15 protein-coding genes are annotated in these 19,818 nt (G+C 66.1%); 13 read left to right on the top strand and 2 right to left on the bottom strand.

The window, feature by feature from the left end; genetic code table 11:
- Positions 1–72 precede the first annotated feature (72 nt).
- The 8 genes from PLZ73_05990 to PLZ73_05955 all read left to right on the top strand — a co-directional run bounded on the left by PLZ73_05990 (position 73) and on the right by PLZ73_05955 (position 10,885).
- A complete protein-coding gene (locus tag PLZ73_05990; GenBank protein HOO77424.1) occupies positions 73–2,628 on the top strand; it encodes a VCBS repeat-containing protein in 2,556 nt (851 codons plus the stop codon).
- Between the two features lie 51 nt (positions 2,629–2,679).
- Entirely contained in the window at positions 2,680–5,418 is a 2,739-nt protein-coding gene (locus tag PLZ73_05985) for an Ig domain-containing protein (GenBank protein ID HOO77423.1), read from the top strand.
- A 63-nt stretch (positions 5,419–5,481) separates the two neighbouring features.
- Entirely contained in the window at positions 5,482–7,560 is a 2,079-nt protein-coding gene (locus tag PLZ73_05980; protein HOO77422.1) for a hypothetical protein, read from the top strand.
- Positions 7,557–8,351 (top strand): C1 family peptidase, encoded by a 795-nt coding sequence (locus PLZ73_05975; GenBank protein ID HOO77421.1) that lies wholly within the window; start codon positions 7,557–7,559, stop codon positions 8,349–8,351. The genes PLZ73_05980 and PLZ73_05975 overlap by 4 nt, the downstream gene beginning before the upstream one ends.
- Positions 8,352–8,362: 11 nt before the next feature.
- On the top strand, positions 8,363–8,698 hold the full coding sequence (locus PLZ73_05970; protein HOO77420.1) for a hypothetical protein: 336 nt from the start codon (positions 8,363–8,365) through the stop codon (positions 8,696–8,698).
- 265 nt (positions 8,699–8,963) lie between these two features.
- On the top strand, positions 8,964–9,374 hold the full coding sequence (locus PLZ73_05965) for a hypothetical protein (GenBank protein HOO77419.1): 411 nt from the start codon (positions 8,964–8,966) through the stop codon (positions 9,372–9,374).
- 12 nt (positions 9,375–9,386) lie between these two features.
- On the top strand, positions 9,387–10,538 hold the full coding sequence (locus PLZ73_05960) for an NAD(P)/FAD-dependent oxidoreductase (protein HOO77418.1): 1,152 nt from the start codon (positions 9,387–9,389) through the stop codon (positions 10,536–10,538).
- Positions 10,535–10,885 carry a hypothetical protein gene (locus PLZ73_05955; GenBank protein ID HOO77417.1) on the top strand — a complete coding sequence of 117 codons (351 nt, stop codon included), beginning with the start codon at positions 10,535–10,537 and terminating at the stop codon, positions 10,883–10,885. The genes PLZ73_05960 and PLZ73_05955 overlap by 4 nt, the downstream gene beginning before the upstream one ends.
- On the opposite strand, the gene PLZ73_05950 is transcribed toward PLZ73_05955, so the two are convergent.
- Positions 10,879–11,904: an FAD:protein FMN transferase gene (locus tag PLZ73_05950; GenBank protein HOO77416.1), complete on the bottom strand. Its 1,026-nt coding sequence runs from the start codon at positions 11,902–11,904 to the stop codon at positions 10,879–10,881. The two genes, PLZ73_05955 and PLZ73_05950, sit on opposite strands and share 7 nt — an antisense overlap.
- 81 nt (positions 11,905–11,985) lie before the next feature.
- On the opposite strand from PLZ73_05950, the gene PLZ73_05945 reads away from it, so the two are divergent.
- The 5 genes from PLZ73_05945 (at position 11,986) to PLZ73_05925 (ending at position 17,395) form a co-directional block, all read left to right on the top strand.
- On the top strand, positions 11,986–13,653 hold the full coding sequence (locus PLZ73_05945; protein ID HOO77415.1) for a hypothetical protein: 1,668 nt from the start codon (positions 11,986–11,988) through the stop codon (positions 13,651–13,653).
- A 2-nt stretch (positions 13,654–13,655) separates the two neighbouring features.
- Complete coding sequence (rlmB, locus tag PLZ73_05940) at positions 13,656–14,390, top strand: 23S rRNA (guanosine(2251)-2'-O)-methyltransferase RlmB (protein ID HOO77414.1); 735 nt, start codon at positions 13,656–13,658, stop codon at positions 14,388–14,390.
- Between the two features lie 41 nt (positions 14,391–14,431).
- On the top strand, positions 14,432–14,755 hold the full coding sequence (locus PLZ73_05935) for a cupin domain-containing protein (protein ID HOO77413.1): 324 nt from the start codon (positions 14,432–14,434) through the stop codon (positions 14,753–14,755).
- 115 nt (positions 14,756–14,870) lie between these two features.
- On the top strand, positions 14,871–16,616 hold the full coding sequence (locus PLZ73_05930) for a C69 family dipeptidase (GenBank protein HOO77412.1): 1,746 nt from the start codon (positions 14,871–14,873) through the stop codon (positions 16,614–16,616).
- Between the two features lie 416 nt (positions 16,617–17,032).
- Positions 17,033–17,395, top strand: coding sequence for a diacylglycerol kinase family protein (locus tag PLZ73_05925; protein HOO77411.1), 363 nt, complete (start codon positions 17,033–17,035; stop codon positions 17,393–17,395).
- Between the two features lie 33 nt (positions 17,396–17,428).
- Here the strand turns inward: PLZ73_05925 and PLZ73_05920 are convergent.
- A partial coding sequence (locus PLZ73_05920; GenBank protein HOO77410.1) for a hypothetical protein occupies positions 17,429–19,818 on the bottom strand: 2,390 nt, incomplete at its 5' end.

The following is a 19,818-nucleotide window of genomic DNA, read 5'->3' as shown; positions in this document are numbered from 1 at the left end:
CGGCCCACCCTTGCTTGAAGCGGGGGTGGGTTTTTCCCCTCCCGCGCCGCGAACAACCATCGGGAGGCGGGAATGAAGACAGGGTTGTCAGTCGGGGCCGCGGCCGCGGTTCTGTGGGGCGCCGCCGGCGCGCTCGCGTATCCGGACTTTACCCCTCCGCCCGGGCACGTCGCCCGGGCCTTGATCTCTCTTCCGGGCGATCCCTCCCGGTGGAAAGCGGGTATCGAGGGGTTCGACGCCGACTCCGATGGAGTCGTCTACATCCACGACAGCGCCCTGTATTCCCTGGAGTACGAGGGAGGGGTGCCGGAAGTTCTGTTCTCCTACCAGAGCGACGTCTATGGGAGTTTCGTCGCCATCCGCGGCCGGACCGTTTACTTCGGAGAAAGCAGCTACGGCAGCGTCCGCTCGGTTCCGCGGGACGGTTCCGGGGAGTCCCGGGTCCTCTTCCGGCTCCCGCCTCCCCGCCGGCGCGGCTCCGATTTCGCCCTGGCCTACAACTACGACTGCGCCTTCGATCCCGCCGGGCGCATGTTCGTCAGCGCCAACCCCGACGGGGCGGGAAACCGGATCTACTGCTGGCCGGGATCGGGCGAGCCCTTTCCGGTGGCTCGTCCCGGCGGCTATTCCGGGCCCCTGGATTTCGACCCCGAAGGCAACCTCTACTACGGTCTCTACCGCAGTTATCCTCCCCGCCCGGAAAGTGTCGCGGTTTGGAGCGCCTCCCAGGTCGCGGCCGCGGTCGCGGGAGGTCCGGTCCTGACCGTTCTGGACGCCGGTTTGGCGGCGTCGGGGATCTACGCCCCCAGCGGGCTTTCGGGGGCGGACGCCGCGGCCGGGATTCTGGTCGCCACCAGCGGCGGCGAGCTTTGGAGAGAGAGTTCGCCGGGGCGGCTGCAGGCATTCGGCGGCGCGGCGCCCGGTTCCCTGGGGCCGGTGGCCGTGGCCGCGCCCGGCGAGATCGCCGTGGTCGCCAGCGACTGGACCGACTACGGCAGCACCGTTTTCCTCATGGATTGCGCCCCCCTGCTCACGGCTTCCACGGGGGAATGCGGCCTGCTCGCCGGGGGTCTGGGGATACCGACGGAATGGGTCCCGGGGCTGCAGGCCTTCGATTACGACGCTGCCGGCAACCTGTACGCCTTCGTCGGCGCCCGCTACCTGGTCAAGAACCCCGGATTTTCTTCGCAGACCCTGTACGACTTCGGCGACCCCTGGTACTACGGCAGTTTCGTGCGGGTCTTCGGGGAAACCGTCTACTTCGGGGAAAGCGCCACCAACCGGGTGTTGAGCGTCCCCTGCGACGGCAGCGAACCGGGGCGCCCGCTCTTCACGATTCCCGGGGGCGGCCGCGGGATCGGCTCCTTTCCCCGGCAAGGGTTCGACCTGACGGGCAACTACGACTGCGCCGTCGATGGCGCCGGGAGGATGTTTCTCTCCGCCAACCCCAGCGCGGCTACCTTCCAGCCCGGCAATCGGCTTTACTGTTGGACTGTCGGCAGCGAGGCCGGCCCCGTGCCCCTGGCCGACGTCGGCGGCTATTCCGGGCCGGTGGCGGTGGACGGCGAGGGGAACCTCTACTACGGCTTCGCCGCCCCCGCCAGTCCCCAGGTCGTCCGCTTCGGGCGTTCCCGGATCGACCAGGCCCTGAGTTCGGGAGTGCCGCTGGTCGCCAGCGACGGGATCGCCTGGCTGGAGGAGAGTTCCCAGCCCTGTTCGGGGATGGCCTGGAGCGACCGGGGCTTGTTTTATTCTTCCTATCAAGGAAACGTCTGCCTGCTCGAAGAAGCGGGTTCGGACCCGCGTGTCGTGGCTTGCAGCGACGACGCTCCCGGGACCCTGGCGATCGCGCCGGGGGGAACTTTGGGGGTGCTGTGCACGAGTTACGCCAACTACAACTCCTCGATCTCGGAAATCGACCTCGCCGATCCCGTCCCCGCCGCGGTCGGGATCTACCGTCCCGGCGTTTCGGCGTGGTGGCTGCGGGGAACGACCCGGGTGTTTTTCGGTGCCGCCGGCGATCTTCCCTTCTTCGGCGCCCACGGTTTCGGGGACCTGCCCGCGGTTTTCCGTCCCGGCGCCGGACTCTGGGCGGTCCGGGGCGACACCCGTTTTTATTTCGGCCGTGCCGGCGACACCCCCGTCCCCGCGGCCTGGGCCGGCGACGCGTCCGCCGCGGCCGCGATTTTTCGGGCCTCCGCCGGATTCTGGAACGTGCGGGGGATAAGCCGGTTTTATTTCGGCCGGGAAGAAGATACCCCCCTCCCCGCCCCCTGGACGGGTCCCGAGGTATGCGCCGCCGTTTTCCGCGCCGCGTCGGGGTTGTGGCGGATCGGCGCCGACCGGGTGTTTTTCGGGTCGGAGGAGGACGTTCCTCTGAGAGGGGATTTCGACGGCGACGGGAAGGCGGACATAGCGATATTCCGCCCCCGCGGCGGGCTCTGGGCCGTCCGCGGCGTCACCCGGCTGCATTTCGGTAGGGAATCGGACCTTCCGGTGGTGGTCGATTGGGACGGCGACGGCACCGCCGACCCCGCCGTTTTTCGAGGAACCTCCGGCTTGTGGGCGGTTCGGGGAAAAACCAGGTTTTATTTCGGAGGGGAGGGCGATGTCCCCCTGGCGCGCTAAGAGGCGATCCCCGCCCTGTTTATTAGCCGGGGAAATTGGTAAGATCGGCCGGTGAGAGCGGATTGGAAAAGGCTGCTTCCGGTTTCGATCCTGGTGCTGGCGGCGGCGGCCGCTTTCGTGTTCGGTCCCGGGGAGGACCTGCTGTTCCCTTCCCGGGCCTCCGCGCGGCGGAGGGAAGCCGCCGAACGGGAAGCTTCCCGGGCGAAAAACCCCTACCTGGAACAGCGCCGGGGGGCGCCTCTCCGGGGGAGGCCGCGAAACCGTGCCGACGGTCGGGCGACCCCCCGCCCCGCTCCCACGCTCCCCCCCCTGGAGATCGTTTCTCTCGATATCCCCATGGGCGTGGTGGGGACGGCCTACGAATTCCGGCTTCAGGTCCGTGGGGCCCGGGGAAAAGCCCGGTGGTTTCTGGCCGCGGGCGAACTTCCCCCCGGGTTGGAACTGGCCGAGGACGGGACCATCGCCGGGGTACCCGAGGACGGCGGGGAATGGCGGTTTACCGTGGCGGTCCGCGAGGGCGGCGGGCGGAGGGCGCGCCGGGCCATGCGCATGATCGTCCGGGTCGATTCTCCCGGTTCCGCGCCCGGGCCGGTTATCGTCACCGAAGACCTCCCTCCGGCGGTCCTGGGGGTTTGGTATCAGTCGCCGCTCTCGGCGGAGGGCGGAACTCCTCCGTATTCGTGGGCGCTGGTCTCCGGAAGCCTTCCCGGAGATATCCGGCTGCAGCCGCGCCGAGGAGTGCTGCTGGGGCTTCCCCGGGAGTTGGGCGATTTCGAGGTCAGTTTCGAAGTCGCGGACCGGGGAGGCGACTCCGATACCTCCAACTTCACCCTCCGGGTCGCCGAGGGCGTTTTCCGGATCGTCACCGAGGCGCTTCCTCCCGGAACGATCGGGGAGCCCTATTCCTGCGCCCTGCGCGCTGAGGGCGGCGTCCCCCCCTACTCCTGGAGACTGCTGGCCGGCGAACTGCCTCCCCGCTGCGCCCTGGACGGCTCCCGCGGGATCGTCGCCGGGACTTCCTCGGAAGAGGGGGAATATCGGTTCACCGTCCGGGCCCAGGATTCTCAGGGTCGTCAGGCCGAGCGCGATTTTCTTCTTGCGATCGCCGGGCCCGAGGGGCCGGGGGGCCTGTACGGCGGGTTTAAAATCACCACCCGGGAATTGGCTCCGGCGGTTCGAGGGTCTTTATACGCCCAGAGCCTGACGGCCGAAGGGGGAACGCCTCCCTATACCTGGACCGTCTCCGTCGGGAATCTCCCTCCGGGACTCTACCTGGCCTCCGCTTCCGGGGAGATCGGGGGGATCCCCGAAGAAGCGGGTATTTTCGATCTCCGTATCCTGGCCGCGGACCGGCGGAGCTTGACCGCCCAGGCCGATTTCCGTTTGACGGTGGGTTACGAACAGGTTCAGTTGACCGGACTGTATCCGGGCGGCTCGGACGAGGCCGAGGTCCGCATCGGCCGGGAATACCAGTTCGAGGTCGGAGTCACGGGAGGGAGCCCCCCCTATACGTTTTCGCTGGTCTCGGGTTCGCTGCCCGAATACCTGGTTCTCGACCCCAACGCCGGCATCATCTTCGGAACCGTTTCCGACGCTTATGCCGAGGCTTCCTTCTTCTCTTTCCGCGTCCTGGTCGCAGACTCGGGCGGCGGCGAAATCGCCGGCGATTTTCAGATGAAGGTTCTGACCGGGCCCACCCCCACGCCCACTCCGCGGCAGACTCCGGAGCCGGTCTCCCCCACCCCGGGCACGACGCCGTCCCCCCGGCGGACTTCGACCCCCGCCGGAGGCGTTCCCACGCCGAAGACGACGCCGAGCCCGGCGCAGGGGGAACTGGAAATCGCCGCGCTCTCCTGCGCGGTATCTTCGCGGACGGTGGGCTTGGCCTGGGACAACCCGCACGAACCGTTCCGGGAAATTTCGGTCATACGCAATTCCCTGCACGTCCCCCGCGGTCCCCTCGACGGGGAGGAAGTCTACGTGGGGGGGGGGGAATCGTACCTGGATACGGGCCTGGAAGACGGGTCCGCCTACCATTACGCGGTCGTGGTCTACGACCTCGCCGGCCTCCCCGGCCCGCTGGGCGAAGAGACCGTGGTTTCCGCCGTGCCGTTACCGGTGAGCCTGAACGGCGAGAACGACCCCTGCGCCGACCACGTCGTCGACTATGCCCCCCTCGACCCGGCGTCCGCCGGGGATCCGGAAAAATGTCTGGGGGTTCCCCGGGGGGGCGGTTCCTGGCAGGGGAGCCGGGACGTGGCGCCCCTGCACGCGCTCCGGGCCGGCGACCCCGAGGGGCCACCCTACGGGGGGAGCATAACCCTCAAATTCGACAACCTCATCGCGGATGGGACCGGAGAGGACTTCAGCGTCTTCGAAAACGTGTTCTATCTTTACGACGGGGGCGAAGCCCGGCGCTGGATGGAGCCGGCGGTGGTTTCGGTCAGCCGCAACGGGATCGACTGGAAGCGGTTCCCCTTCAATTATTTTCCGACTTCGGATCTCAGCAACCCCTACAATTACAACCGGGGCTTCGCCGGCGTCAATCCGGTATACAGCAACGGCGGCTATCCCGATCCGACCGACCCCTCCGTTTCCGGGGGCGACCAGTTCGACATCTCCGAACTGGGGCTGGACTGGATTCAATACATCCGCATCCAATCCACCGGGGACCTCTGGTTGGAAGACGAGAACGGAGACCTGGTCCGGCACACCGCGGAGATGGACGCGCTGTCCGGGACCGGGGCTTCCGGTTTCGACCTGGACGCGGCCTGCGCCGTTATCCCCTGACCCGGCTTCGCGGTTACCTGACGGGGGGGCACGTGGTACAATCGCGCCCGGGGAAAGCAGCGCATGTTGGTTGAGCTCTTGGTCATCATCCTGGAGGTTGTTCTTCTGCTGGTTTTTCCCGGGGCGTTGACCCTGGGGCTGCCCGGCAAACGCCTCCGTCTGCCGTACTCCACCAGGGGGGAATGCTGTTTCCTGGTGGTGGCGGTCAGTTTCTGCGTTTCTTCGGTGCTGGGGCTGATCATGGCTTATCTGGGGATTTTCTCGGTCTCCGGGCTGGCTTTGGCGGACGCCCTCTACTCGCTGTCGGTCATGCTCCTGGCCCGACCCCGCCTGCGGAGCGTTCCCCCGCCGCCCCCCGGCCGCCCCCCCCGCTGGATCCTGCCCGGCGTCCTGGTCTTGGCGGCGCTGTTCTTCGCCCGCCCGGTCCCCTACCTGTTCGGGGGATGGGACCCCGGAGTTTACGTCAACACCGGGATCCATCTGGAACGGACGGGGAAACTGGCGATCGACGATCCGGTTATCGCCGCTCTGACTCCGGGCGAACTCGACGCCTTCGCCGCCCGGCACAGCTCCGGGTACTTGGAGAAGTATCCGGGCTTTCGTCTCGATCCCTCCCGCCCCGGTCGCCTTATCCCCCAGTTCTACCACCTCTTCCCCCTCTGGCTGGCCGTTTTCTACCGTTGGGCGGGGCTGGCCGGGATGTTCTGGCTCAATCCCCTGGCGGGCCTGATGGCCTTATGCGCCTTCTTTCTGGCCCTGCGCCGGCTCTGGGAATGGCGGACGGCCCTGGCGGGGACGTTGCTTCTCTCCCTCAACGTCGCCGAAATCTGGCAGGCGCGCTTCCCTACCAGCGAAATACTCAGCCAGTTCCTTTTCTTTGCCGGGCTCTACTGTTTCGCGGCGTTCAATAAACGATCGGGGCGGAGAACCGGACTGCTGGCCGGAGTTTTTTTCGGATGTTTTTTCGTCTCCCACATCAGTTCCGCCCTGCTCCTGCTGCCCCTGGCTCTTTTTTACTACGGCCGCTGGTTTCTGGTTTTCCGCCCGCGGGACCTTTGGTTTCTGGTCCCCGCGCTGGCCGGCCTGGGTTTCTCCCTCCTTCCCCATGTTTTCTTCGGATTCGGGTATGCCCGCTTGGCGGCGGCTCAGCTGGCGGGATCGCGCATCCTGCTTGTCGCCGCCGGGATCCTGGTCCTGAGTCTGGCGGCGGCCCGGTTTTCGGGCCGGGGTACCCGCCGCGCCCTGGCCTCCCTGGTCTCCGGGAAGCGATGCCGCCTCGCGGTCGCGCTGGTTCTGGTGGCGGCCGCGATATTCGGTTATTGCGTCCGGCCGGGGCTCGGGGTCGAAAATCCGGAACGGACCAACTTCCTGGAGCTGGGCTGGTTCCTCACCGTTCCCGGCCTCGTCCTGGCCCTGGCGGGCATGGCGGGACAGGTGGCGGCGGACCGGTCGCCGTCCCGCTGGTTTCTCCTGTTGGTGCTGCTGGTTTTCGGAGGGCTCTTCCTCTGGCAGCAACTCATCCATTTCTGCTATATGTGGGCGGTTCGACGCTATATCGTGGTCGTCATCCCCGGGGGGGTGGCTTTCGCCGCCGCCGCCCTGACTCGGGGGTTTTCCAGCCGGAGGCTGCGCGGGCCGGCCTCCCTCGTTTTCGTGCTGACCGCGGTCCTCACCGCCCTGGCGTCCCGGCCCATCTGGTTCCATCGGGAGTACGCCGGCGCTCTGGGGTTCGCCCGGTGGTTGGCGGGAGAGATCAAGGCCGACGCGCCGGTCCTGGCCGGAGGCGGTTTTGTGGACAAGGTCCCCACCTACCTCGATCTGGCCCTGGGGCGTCGGGTGCTTCCGCTCTACCGGGACGACCGGGACGGGGTGGCGGCCGGGTTCCGGATTCTTACCCGGGGACACTCCCTCCCCGGCGGGATCTACTACCTTACCGACGGGGCTCCCCCTTCCGGGACCGGTTTGAACTTCACCTTGAGACAAACGATACCCCTGCATTCGGTTATCTGGGAACGCTGTTGGGATCATCTGCCCGCCCGCCCCGACCGCGAATCACCCGACGCCAATTTCGAGGTCCGGGTTTATCGGGCCGATAACGGAACCGCTCCCGGCGGGGGCGCTGCGCAAGGAGGGGTGCAATGAATCGGAGGAAGCGAGTTTACGGGCTGGGTTGCCTCAAGGATCCCGACGACCGGAGGGACATTCCCGTCTCCCTCGTCCTACCCCGCCTGGCCGCGCCGGAAGAGATCGACTACGCCTCCCGGATGAGTCCGGTTCGCGATCAGGGGGAAGAAGGAACCTGCGTCGGTTTCGCCGCCGTGGTCGGGGTGAAGGAATACCAGGAGAAAAAGGAGCACGGGACCCTGATCGAGCTTTCCCCCCGTTATCTCTACGCCGCCTGCAAGCGGGAAGACGGGATTCCGCATCAGGAAGGCACCTACCCCCGGACGGCCATGAAAATCCTGTCCGAAAAAGGGGTATGCCGGGAGGATTGCTGGCCCTACCGCCCCTACCAGAGCGACGCGCCCTGCGGGGAAGCCGATGCCCAGGCCGCTTCTTACCGGATCGGCACCTATGTCCGGCTTTCCGGTCCCGCCGAAATGGAGCGCAGCCTGGCCGTCAACGGCCCGTTTCTGGCCGGGGTGGAGGTTTTTCCCGAGTGGTTCGACGCTCCCGGCGGCCTCATTCCCGACCCTGCCGACGGTTCGGGGCCGCTCGGCGGCCATGCCGTCTGCGTTGTCGGATACAGCCGGGAGGGAAGGTATTTCAAGTTCAAAAACTCCTGGGGCGAATCCTGGGGAGAGCGAGGATACGGTTGCCTCGGATATGATTACATGATGAACTACTGCCTGGACGCCTGGAGCGCGACGGACCTTATCGCCGATCCGCAGCTGCTGGCGTTGATTCGCGAACGGAAAAGTGCCGACCGTTAAGGAGGGCGGAAATGTTTTCCCGACTGACTCATGACGAAAAACTGGCCCTGGTGGGGGCGATCAAGTGGCTGACCCTCAGCGATCTCCGCACCACCCCCGGCGAAACCGCCTACATCGACCGCGTGGCTCGGGAACTAGGGGACGAGGAATACCATCGGCTTTTCAACGAGGTGGACGAGAAGTTTCCCGCGATCGAAGGTTTTCAGGAATTTCTGGCCGGAGTCGGGAGCGGGGAGAGCCGCCGTCTCATTTTCGATTTTCTGGTCGATTACGCCGAAGCGGACGCGGCCGATCTCGGAGAAGCCGCCGATCTGCAGTGGCTGGCCCGGACCTGGAACCTGGAATAAAAGAAAAGCGAGGGGGCGGTGGCCCGCCCCCTCGCCTGGTCCGGCAGGTTCTGGAGGTTGCTTCTTGAAGGCCCATGTAACAGGGAGGTGAGACTTTTTATAATCTCGGGCCTTTCAAGCGTGCCGGAACAGTTGCTGCTTCTCCTGTTTACCGTTTAACCTGCCGGTTTCTCGATTCCGCCCTAGCGGAACCTTGAAACTTTGTGTTCGTCAATATAGACTCCGGTAAGAAGGAGAACGTTCAAACTTTTTCATGGAGAGTTTCATGAATGCCGCGGCGATCAAGATAACGATGGTGATCTTGGGGGCTCTGATAGTGGCGACGAGGTTTCCCGGCGTGACCCACCCCGCCCGTTTCCGGAAAGGGGCGGCCTGGCTGGCGGACGTTCCCGGTTGGGCTATCCGCTTCGCCGCCGTCCTCGTCGGAGCTTTCGGGATATGGTTTCTGTACTCGACGGTCGCGGTCCTGATCGACCGGGTTCCCGCCTTCCTCCTCTTGGCCATGGTCCTGGGGGTGTTTTTAAGCGCGGCTCTTATCCTGGCGTTTTTCCCCCGTTGGTTTCCTCAGGCGGTCAAGGCCCTGGTGGCGGGGAGAAACAATCTTTTCGTTCGGACGATCTGTCTTCTGGGGGTCGCCTGCGGGGCCGGAATCATCCTCGTCGCGCTGTTGTCCTGATCGTTCCCGCTCATGGTCTCCAGCTGTGAAATTCTGATCGTCGGGGCCGGCCCCGCCGGGGCCGCCGCCGCCCTGGCCGCCGCCCGGCTGGGGTTGGATGCGGTCCTGGTCGAGAAACGACGGATTCCCCGGTATAAATGCTGCGCGGGCGGGGTCCCGGTCAAGGTCGCCGCCGAGGTGCGCCTGGATTTTTCCGGAGTTTCCCGGGAAGAGGTGGCGGGGGCGGTTTTTTCCTGGAAGGGCGCCGACGCCGCCGAGGTGGCGGGAGAAGAACTGCTGGGCTGGGTCGTCGACCGCGCCGAGTTCGACGCTTTCTTGGCGCGGTCGGCCGCGTCGGCGGGGGCCCGCCTGATCGAAGGAACCGAGGTCGTCGGGCTGGAGGAAACCGGGGCGGGGGTGAGGGCGACGACCGCGTCCGGGCCGATTCAGGCCCGGGCGGCGGTGGTCGCCGCCGGGTCTTCGTCGAGGTTTTCCCGGGCTTTTTCGGTCCCCGGTTCCCGCGGCCGCGGCTTCGGGTTGGAGGCCAGAGTGGTTCCTCCGGCCCCGGTATGGGAGCGGTACCGATATCGGCTTCATTTCGACTTCGGCGCCGTGGCCGGGGGGTATTCCTGGATCTTTCCCGGCCCGGGTTTTCTCAACGTCGGCGCCGCCGCCCGTAGCGCCCGCGCCCCCCGCCTGCCCGACCGGCTGCGGGAATACCTGATCCGCGAGGGTTTGGAGAATTGGGTGGTCTCCTCCCGTTTTCGCGGAGCAAGCCTCTCCTCGGGTTACCCCCGGACCCCTCTTGTCCGGGGGCACTGCCTGGTGGCGGGCGACGCCGCCGCCCTGACCGACGTTCTTACCGGCGAGGGCATCTATCCCGCCGTTCTTTCCGGGCGTCTGGCGGCGGAAACGATCGCCGCCCATCTGCGCCGGGGCAGGGCGCTGAAAGAGTATTCCGCGCTGCTGAGGGAAGCGCTGGGCGGCGATCTGGTCTGGGCGCGTCGACTGGCCCGGATCCTGGACACCGCTCCCCGCCTGATCTACCGCCGTACCATCAGCAACCCCGCCCGGGCCCGGAAAATGATGGAGGTGGGGATGGGGCGGCGGCGCTATTCGGAGCTTTTCGGTCCGAAAAAAATCTCGAAAAGCCCCGGGGATTCCGGGATAATGGGCACGCCATGAGTACCGTTCCCTTCCAGAGAAGCGCGGCGCTTATTCTCGCTGTGGCGGCGCTGTCCGCGTGCGGTTGCGCCACCTCCGCCCGCCGCGAGGCTTACCTGGAGTTGAACCCCGGCATGTCCGCCGAAAAACAGGAGATGATCCGGAGGGGCGAGGTCGTGGTCGGCATGAGCCGGAACGACGTTCTGGCCGCCTGGGGAGACCCCAATTTCTTCGTCCCCGGTTACTCCGATCCCACGGTCAGGTACGAAACCTGGGTATACCGTTACCATCTGGTTTTCGGGACGGGGTACTACCGGCTGCTGTTCCGCAACGGCCGCCTTTCGGTGATGGACCGCGTGTATTACTGATCCCCCGCCGCGGGTTTCGTTTCTTCCAGGCCTGAAGACCGCCAGATCAGCAGGCCTTCTTCCCCCTCGGTAACGATGATCCCCTCGACTCCGGGCAGTCGATCGAGCAGGGAGATCCCCGGTCCCGGTCCCAGGACGAACAGGCCCGTCGCCAGCCCGTCGGCGGTGGCGCAGTCGGGAGCGGTCACGCTGGCTTCCACTACGCCGGCGTCGGCGGGCGCGCCGGTCCGGGGGTCGATGATGTGACTGTAGCGTTTCCGGCTGCGAATGAAATAGTTGCGGTAATCCCCCGACGTGGCGATTCCCCCCTCCGCGCACCGCAGGACGGTCAGGATCGCTCCCGGATGCCGGGGGTCTTCCAGGCCGATTCTCCAGGGGCCTCCGTCGGGGCTGCCTCCGAAGCAGGCGATATCGCCTCCGGCGTTGACCAGGCCGCGGACCGCTCCCGCCCGGACCAGCGCCGCCGCGCCCCGGTCGGCGATGAACCCCTTGGCCACCCCCGCCAGATCGAGTTCCACGCCGCTCGCGAGCAACGTCGCCGTTCCGGCCTCCGGATCGACGCGCAGCTTGTCCCATCCGGTGAGGTTCCGGGCGTCCGCGATCGCGTCTTTCCCGGGAACGGTTCCTCCTCCCTCGGGGAAGAACCCCCAGAGGGAGAGAAGCGGACCGACGGTGGGATCGAAAGCGCCTCCGGTCAGCCGTCCCAGCTCCCGGGCTTTAAGCAGGACTTCGAGCATGACCGGGCTCAGCGGCGTCGGCGTACCCGGTGGTGCTTCCCGTATCCGGTTGAGTTCGCTTTCCGGGCGCCACCGGCTGAAGACCTGCTCCAGACCCGACATCTCCGCCCAGGCGGCCTCCAGGGCGCGCCGGGTTTCCGCTTCGTCGTGCGCCTCCGCCTCCACCGAAACCACCGTTCCCATCAGGAACCGGGTTTCCTTAAGCAGCGGGGCGCTTTCCCGTCCGCAACCGGCGGAGAGCAACGTCAAGGACGCTATCGCCGCTGCGGTCGCCGTCTTCATGGGTGTCATCTTAGCCCCGGGGCTTTATCCGGCCCAAGCCATATTTAACCGCTCCGAGGTTGTGTGCTACAATCGCGGCAAATGACCGCATCCGTCGCCAACCCGGTCCGCTCGCGTTTTTTCCCGGGCCTGCTGCTGGCCCTCGGTTTCGGCGCGGTTTCGGTTCTGGCCCTCCATCAGTATCGGTTCGGGGTCTGGGATCAGACGCTGATTCTCCCCATGTTCAAACACGCCCTCGATCCGACGCTGTACCGGGGAGACTACCTGCTTTCGGTCATACCCCATTACCATACCTTGTTCTGGGCGGCGCTGGCGGGCGCGGTCGACCTGACCGGCGTGGACGTCGGAACGCTGTTTTTCTGCGTCTACTGTCTCGCGGCGGTCGCGACCCTTCTCGGGATCGGGGCGGTTTCGTTCGCCGTCTTCGCGGAGCCCCGGGGGGCGGCGCTGGCCATGCTTCTCTTCCTTTTCAGCAAGCGTCTTCCCGGGGGGACGTTCAGCCTGGACGAGATTCTCTACACCCGAACGGCCGCGCTTCCCCTGCTTCTTTTTTCCCTGGCCGCGCTTCTGCGGGGCCGGCCGCTGGCGGCGGCGTGCGCCGCCGGAGGGGCGTTCCTCATCCATCCCCTTTCGGCGGCGGCGTTTCTCATCCCCATGGCGGCGGCCGCGCCCGCGGTGCTGAAGCGCCGCCGTCCCGCCGCCCTCCTCGCCGCCGCCGCCGTTTTCGCCGTCGCCGCCGCGCCCTTGTTGATCCGCTATTTCCGTAATTACGCCGCTTCCCCGGTTCCGTTGCCGGCGTGGCTGGAGGTGCTGCGCATCCGATCCTCCCACCACATCTTTCCCTTCTCCTGGGACCCCTCGGTGTATTTCGAGGCGCTGCTGGTGCTGGGGACGCTCGCGGTATCGTGGCCTTCGGCTCTCTCCGACGGGCTCCGGCGTTTTTTTCGCACCATGCTTGTTGCGGTGGCGGTCCTGGTGCTGCTCGGGGTTTTTTTCACCGAAATCGTCCCCGTCCGTCTCGCCGTTCATCTGCAGCTCTTCCGGGCCTTCAAGCCTCTTTACTGCATAGCCCTGATTTTCTTCGCCGAATTTTTCGTGCGGGCCGTGGACGCCGCCGGCGGCTGGCGGGGGGTTCTGCTCCCGGTTTTCGCGGGGATGGCCCTGCTCTACGGGGCGTTCCATTGGCGGGAAGCGGTGGTGCTCCTGGCGGCCCTGGCCGGGTTCGCCCGGTATTCGCGGAGCCGGGGCGCGGCTATTTCTCCGGGGCGTTGGTCGGCGGCCCTCTGCGCCCTGGCGGTTCTGGCCGGGGTCCGGGCCTGGGCGGAGGAGGGAGGCGATTTCAAGATCGGGAACGCCCAGCGGCCGCAATGGTTGGCGGTGCAGCGGTGGGCCCGGGAAGCGACTCCGCAGGATGCGGTTTTCATCGTTCCTCCCACCTGGTCCCATGAGGGCTTCCGGGTCGAGTCCGAGCGGGCCGTTTACGGGGACTGGAAAGACGGGACCCTGGCCAACTGGGACCCGGCGTTCGGAGCGGAGTGGCTGCGCCGGATGCGGTCGCTGGGGTTTTCCGGAGAAGGGTCTCTGGAAGCCGATTTCCGCCGGTTGGGGGAGATCGAGTTCAAGGCCGTCGCCCGCCGTTTGCGGGCGCAGGGGTCCGGAAGCGTTTACCTGGTCGGGTTCGCGGACGACAATCTTCCCTTTCCGTTGGCGTACCGCAACCCGGCCTACGTCGTCTATCGGTTGGAGTAGGATTGATCATATACGGTCGCAACGTGATCCGGGAAGCCCTGCAGGCGGGGGCCGGGCTCAAGGAAGCGTTTCTTCAGACCACCGCCGACAACGCGGTCGAACTCGCCGGTCTGGAGAACGATCTGCTGGCGGCCGGCGTGCCCGTGGCCCGTCTTCCCCGCGAAAAACTGGAGGCCGTCTCCCATTCCCGCGAGCACCAGGGCGCCGCCGCCAGGATCAAGGGGTTCGGGTATTCCCGGGCCGAACCGGTCCTGGACGCGCTGGGCGCACCCCCGTTCGTCATCGTCCTGGATCGGGTTCAGGATCCCCATAACCTGGGCGCGATCGTCCGCACCGCCGCCGGGGCCGGCGCCGACCTGGTGGTTTTAGCCGCGCACGGCGGCTGCCGGGTGACCCCGGCGGTGCTCAAGACTTCGGCCGGCTGCGCCTTCCGGGTCCCGATCGCGATCGAGACCAACCTGCCCCGGTTCATCGCTTCTCTGCGCGGACGCGGTTGTTGGGCGTACGCCGCGGTCATGGACGGAAGCAGTTGTTTCGATCTCGATTTCGCAGGGGGAGTGGTCCTGGTCTTCGGGAGCGAAGGGGACGGCATTCGTCGTCTGGTTCTCGAAACCTGCGATTTCCGGGTGTCGGTGCCCATGGCGCGCCCGCTCGATTCCCTCAATGTTTCGGTGTCGGCGGCGGTGATCGCCTTCCAGGTCCGCCGCGCCCGCATCCGCGCCGGGGGTGGGCGGTGAAAAATCTTTTTCGGAAGGCTTCGGGCTCCGCTTCCGAAGAGCTGGCCGAGGAGTTGTACCGCGCCGCCGGCTGCCGGATCGAACGGATCGTCTCCCGGGGACATGCTTCCGCTCCCGGCTTCTGGTACGATCAGGCCGAACACGAATGGGTGGCGGTGCTGACCGGCCGAGCCGGAGTGAGGATCGAAGGGGAAGATTCGATCCGGGAACTGGGTCCGGGGGATTGGCTGGCGATTCCGGCCCATGTCCGCCACCGCGTGGAGTGGACCGAGCCGGGGCGCGAGACCGTTTGGCTGGCCATATTTTCCGATTCGGGAGGGGAGAGATGGGGAGCCCCCCCGTCCGGGGAGCTCTTCCCCCGATGAGTCGCGGGCGGAGAGGGGCGTTGTACGTCTCCCTCCCGCCTTGGGGACGGTTCGAACCCGGGCCCGGGTTCGAACCGCGGTCCGCGAACATGACCGGGCACACACGGAGGATGTCGTGAGAAACCGTTTTTGGGGAGCGGCCGCGGCGACGGCTTTCCTGATTCTTTTCCCGGAACCGGTTCGGCCCTGCACCACCATGGTGGTGACGCCGGGCGCCAGCGCCGACGGTTCCATGATCGTCACCCACAGCGACGACAACGAGATGGCCGATCAGCGCTTGGTATACGTTCCGGCCCGGGACTGGCCCGCCGGCGCCCTGCGCCCCGTCTACGCCTCGGCCAGCCCGACCGGGGACCTGACCCGCTACAACACCTATGAATATCCCCGTCTGGTCGACCCCGACCGGGCGGCGGCCTACGCCACCGCGGGCTTCCCCCGCAGCGTTCCCCTGGGCTTCATCCCCCAGGTTTCCCATACCTACGCTTATTTCGACGGCATCTACGGGATCATGAACGAGCACCAGCTCATGTTCGGGGAATGCACCAGCGGGTCGAAGACCGACGGCACCCTCCCGGAAGCGGGGAAACGCATCTTCTATTCCGCCGAACTTTCGCGGGTAGCCCTGGAACGCTGCCGGACCGCCCGGGAAGCGGTCGATCTGATGGGAGAGCTGATCGACGAGTACGGCTTCTGGGGGACCGGCGAGACGCTCCCGGTCGCCGATCCCGAAGAGGCCTGGGTCATGGAGATGTGCCCCTCCCCCGAGGGGACCGGCGGGTTGTGGGTGGCCCGAAAAATCCCCGACGGGGAAGTTTTCGCGGCGGCCAACGAGTTCCGGATCCGGGAGATCGATCCCGATGACTCCGGGACCCTGTATTCCCGGAATCTCTTCGACGTGGCCCGCCGCCAGGGCTGGTGGCGCCCCGAAGACGGTCCGCTCGATTGGCTGAAAGCCGCTAGCCTGGGCGAGTATAACCATCCTTATTATTCCCTGCGCCGGGTATGGAGGATACAGGACCGGATCGCGCCTTCCCTCAAGCTGGGCCCCTGGGTCGAGAACGGCTTCACCCGGGCCTACCCCTTCACCGTCAAACCCGACCGCCTGCTGTCGGTGCGGGAGGTCATGGACCTCTACCGGGACCATTACGAGGGGACCGAGTTCGATATGACCGTCGGCATGGCGGCGGGGCCGTTCGGCAATCCCTACCGGTATTTCGGTCCCTATGATCGCTCCGGGGACACCGCCGACCCTTCCGCCCGTCGCCAGGGAGCCTGGGAACGGAGCATCTCCGTTTATTACCAGGGCTACGTGACCGTCTGCCAGGGACGCCGGAAGTATCCCGATCCGATCGGCGGCATTTGCTGGTACGGCGCCGACCGGGGCGCCGAAACCTGCTATGTCCCCTTCTTCGCCGGCGTGACTGCCGTCCCCGAACCTTTCTGGAACTATACGCCCTGGGAATTTCAACCCGAAAGCGCCTGGTGGATCTTCAATTTCGTGTCCAACTGGTCCACGATCAAATATTCCTACATGATCAAGGATATCGAACAGGCTCAGGAAGAACTGGAGTCCGGCGAACTCTCAGCCTTGGCGGCGGCGGAACCGGCGGCGCTCGATCTCTACCGGAAAAACCCGGAACAGGCCTGTGCCTACCTCACCGATTTTTGTTCGGCAAATGCGGCCCAGGTGCTGGCGGCCTGGAAACGCCTGGCCGGGGCCTTGATCGGCCGTTATTCGGACGGTTTCGTCAACGAGAAGGACACAATGGCCCAGGAGGTCGGCTATCCCCGCTGGTGGCGCGATCGGGTCGGCTATGAGAACGGTCCCATAACCTATGCCCGTCCTCAGCAAAAACAGTGACGAGCGGGGGTAAAAATCGTGGATTTTCGGTTATATTTGGGTTTTTATCCCAGTATAACGGGCATATGCACGGCCATATATCGACAACAACTAGCCAAAAGACAGAAAAATAACTGTAAAACTTAATTATCCTAAAATTGAAATTTGAATTAGTTTTAGCTGGTTATTCATGATTTATAGCCCGCTTCAGGCGATTTATGGTGGGAGTGGGGCGCAATTACACAGTCTTCTCTGGACCGAAGCAGCGCTGCAAAGAGGGTTTTCCGATACAAACACGATTTAAGGCCCTCATTCGGGATGGTTAAAGGCCTCCAGGCTAGTTTTATAGAGGGTATATAGCCATAATAGCCGCCAAATCAGTCGTCGGTGCCGCTAGGGAAGGGCACCGTAGGCTCGAATTCCGGGGGACGGAAACGATGAAGCCCTGGTTGGGAGCGAGAGTGCGCAGTTTCCGCCACGCCGGTAGCGGGTGGCTGTATCTCCTGCGCCGGGAGGCCAATTTCAAAATTCATGTCGCATCGGCTGCGGCGGTGGGTATAGCCGGCACGGTCTGCGGCGTGCGGGGCCGGGATTGGTTGTGGTTGGCCGCCGCCGTCACCGCGGTGCTGGTCGCCGAGGCGTTCAATTCCGCCCTGGAAGCCCTGGCCGACGCCTGCCGTCCGGAAGCGGACCCGAGAATACGCCGGGCCAAGGACATAGCGGCGGCCGCAGTGCTTCTGGCCGCGGTTTTCGCCGCCGCCGTCGGCGCGGCCGTCTTCATTCCCCGGATCTTCCCCTGAGCCGCCCCGGGCAACCCGGGGCGGGAAGCCGCTTCAGTAGGTTATGGGGACGTCCGCTTCCTTCCCGTAATAGATCCGACTGGTATTGCGGACCGCCCAGAGACCGACGGTGGGACGCCAGATTCCGATCTGGGCCGCGCGGCCGTACAGCTTGTAGTTGGCCGGCTGCGGCCAATCGCCGTAGTGGCCGAAGTAGGCCCTGGTCAACGATTTAATCGCCCAGAGACCGCTGTCGGGCCGGAAGATGCCGATCTCCTCGCGCCCGTCGCCGTCGTAATCGGCCACGGCCGGATAGTCGCCGGCTTGTCCGAAATAACCCTGGGTTACTCCCCGGAGCGCCCATTTCCCGCTTTCGGCCCGGAAGATCGTAAACTGGTCCCTCCCGCTGCCGGTGGCATCCAGGGGGACGGGAAGATCGCCGTTGTTGCCGAAATAGAACCGGGTGAGGCCGCGGATGACCCAGAGCCCGGTGGAAGGGCGGAAGACGCCGATATCGGTCAAGCCGTCGCCGGTGAAGTCCGCGGGGATGGGGATGTCTTCCAGGGAGCCGAAGTAGACCCGGGTCAGACCCCGCACCGCCCAGAGGCCGGTGGAGGGGCGGAAGACGGCGGTGTCGGTCGAACCGTCGCCGTCGTAATCCCCGGGAGCGGCCACGTCGCCGGACTCGCCGAAGTAGATCCGCTCGCTCAGGTTGCAGGGGCAATGGTGTATGGACCAGAGGGAAGTTCCGCAGCGGTAGAGGACGGCGTCGGTAACGCCGTTGCCGTCGTAATCGTTGCCGTCGACCACGATCCAGGCCAGGGCCAGGGCGGAATCGGAGTCGCTCACGTCGTCCAGGCCCGGGATATCGGCCCCGGCGGCGTCGGTGGGGTTGCCGACGGCGACCGCGGTGTTGAAATGCCGGACCCCGACCGCAAGCGAGTAGTTCAGTTCCCCGTGCTCTCCCGGGGCCAGCGGCCCGGGGATGACTCCGACCAGGAAATCGTCGCCGGGATCGTCGGGGGTGCCGTTGTCGTCCCAGACCTCGATATCGGAAAGGTAGGTGTTCCCGGTGTTGGTCACCCGGTAGTGGAATTCGGTATCGAAGCAGGTCCTGACGATGCAGGTGCCCCCGTCGGGAGCGTCACCGGCGGTTTTAACCAGGAGGATGGCCGGCTGCAGCGGAGTGGGACTCTGGGCCGGGGTGAGGGTGGGGGTGCAGGTCGGCGACGGCGTCGGCGTCCGTGAAGGCGTGGCGGTCGGCGACGGGGTCGGCGTCGGTGAAGGCGGGTTCTGCGCGCGTTGGCAGAGCCAGCGGTCGACGAAGGTGCTCCCATCCTCGCCGATATAGTAATAAACGTCGACGGAGCCGGCCAGGGGAGGCGGATAGACGTCGAGAACGTTCCCGCCGTCGTAGGTCACGGTCACGTAGTCGCCTTCACGGATGTCCAGGGGCTCGCTCAGGCTGGTGAAGCGGACGGCCGCCGGTTGCAGGGCATAATCGCTCTGGCCGCTGAAGCTGTTTTCGTTGTCGAGGACGGATCCGTAACAATCGGTCGACGGCGCCTCCGCCCGGGTCAGGCTCCAGCTCCATCCCGTCGTTCCCGCGGCTCTGAGCCGGGCGATGCTCATATCTTCCACCTGGGCGACCAGGAGGGCCTCCTCGCAGTACGCGGGGGTACAGCTGGCGCTGGGAGTGGGACTGGGAGTGGAAGAAGGCGACGGTGTCGCCGTCGAGGTCGGGGTGGCGCTGGGAGTAACGCTGGGCGTGGGCGTGACCGTGGAAGTCGGGCTCGGGGTCGGGGTGGCGCTGGGGGTGGTCGAAGGGGTGGGGGTGACCGACGGTGTCGGCGTCGGGGTGGGGGTGGGGGAGCCCTTGGCGATCAGGCAGAGTTCGAGGTCGTGGTAGGTATTGCCGTTGAGGCCGACGAAGAGCTCGGTTCCGTCCATGGCGACCGCGGGCAGGATCACGTCCAGGAAGTAGTAGGTGTCGTAGCCGATGCGCAGCGTGTCGCCGTCCTGGACGGCGATGGGGGCGGCGGCCTGTTCGAACCTGAGCTTGAACTGGGAGGCGGCGGCCAGGGAACCCTCGTCGAACCAGAAATTGAGTTTATCGGGGACGTAGCCGAATTCGGTCTGTTCCAGCCAGTCGGTGCCGACGATGAACCAGCTGTTGTTGACGGGGCCGCGAGGGTCGATGATGTCGATATAGTCGACGTTGCGCAGGGCCAGGGGCGAGACGCAGGGGACGGGAGTGACGGAGGAAGTGGGGGTGACCGACGGGGTGGGGGTGACCGAGGGGGTCGGGGTGGCGGATGGGGTGGGGGTGGCCGAAGGCGTGGGCGTGGCCGAGGGAGTGGGCGTGACCGAGGAGGTGGGAGTGACCGACGGGGTCGGCGTCGTCGAGGAAGTGGGAGTGGCGCTGGGGGTGACCGACGGCGTGG

The sequence above is a fragment of the bacterium genome (assembly GCA_035380285.1).
In the GTDB taxonomy this organism is placed as follows: domain Bacteria; phylum Auribacterota; class Erginobacteria; order Erginobacterales; family DAOSXE01; genus DAOSXE01.
This window is presented reverse-complemented; position numbering and strand designations above follow the sequence as displayed.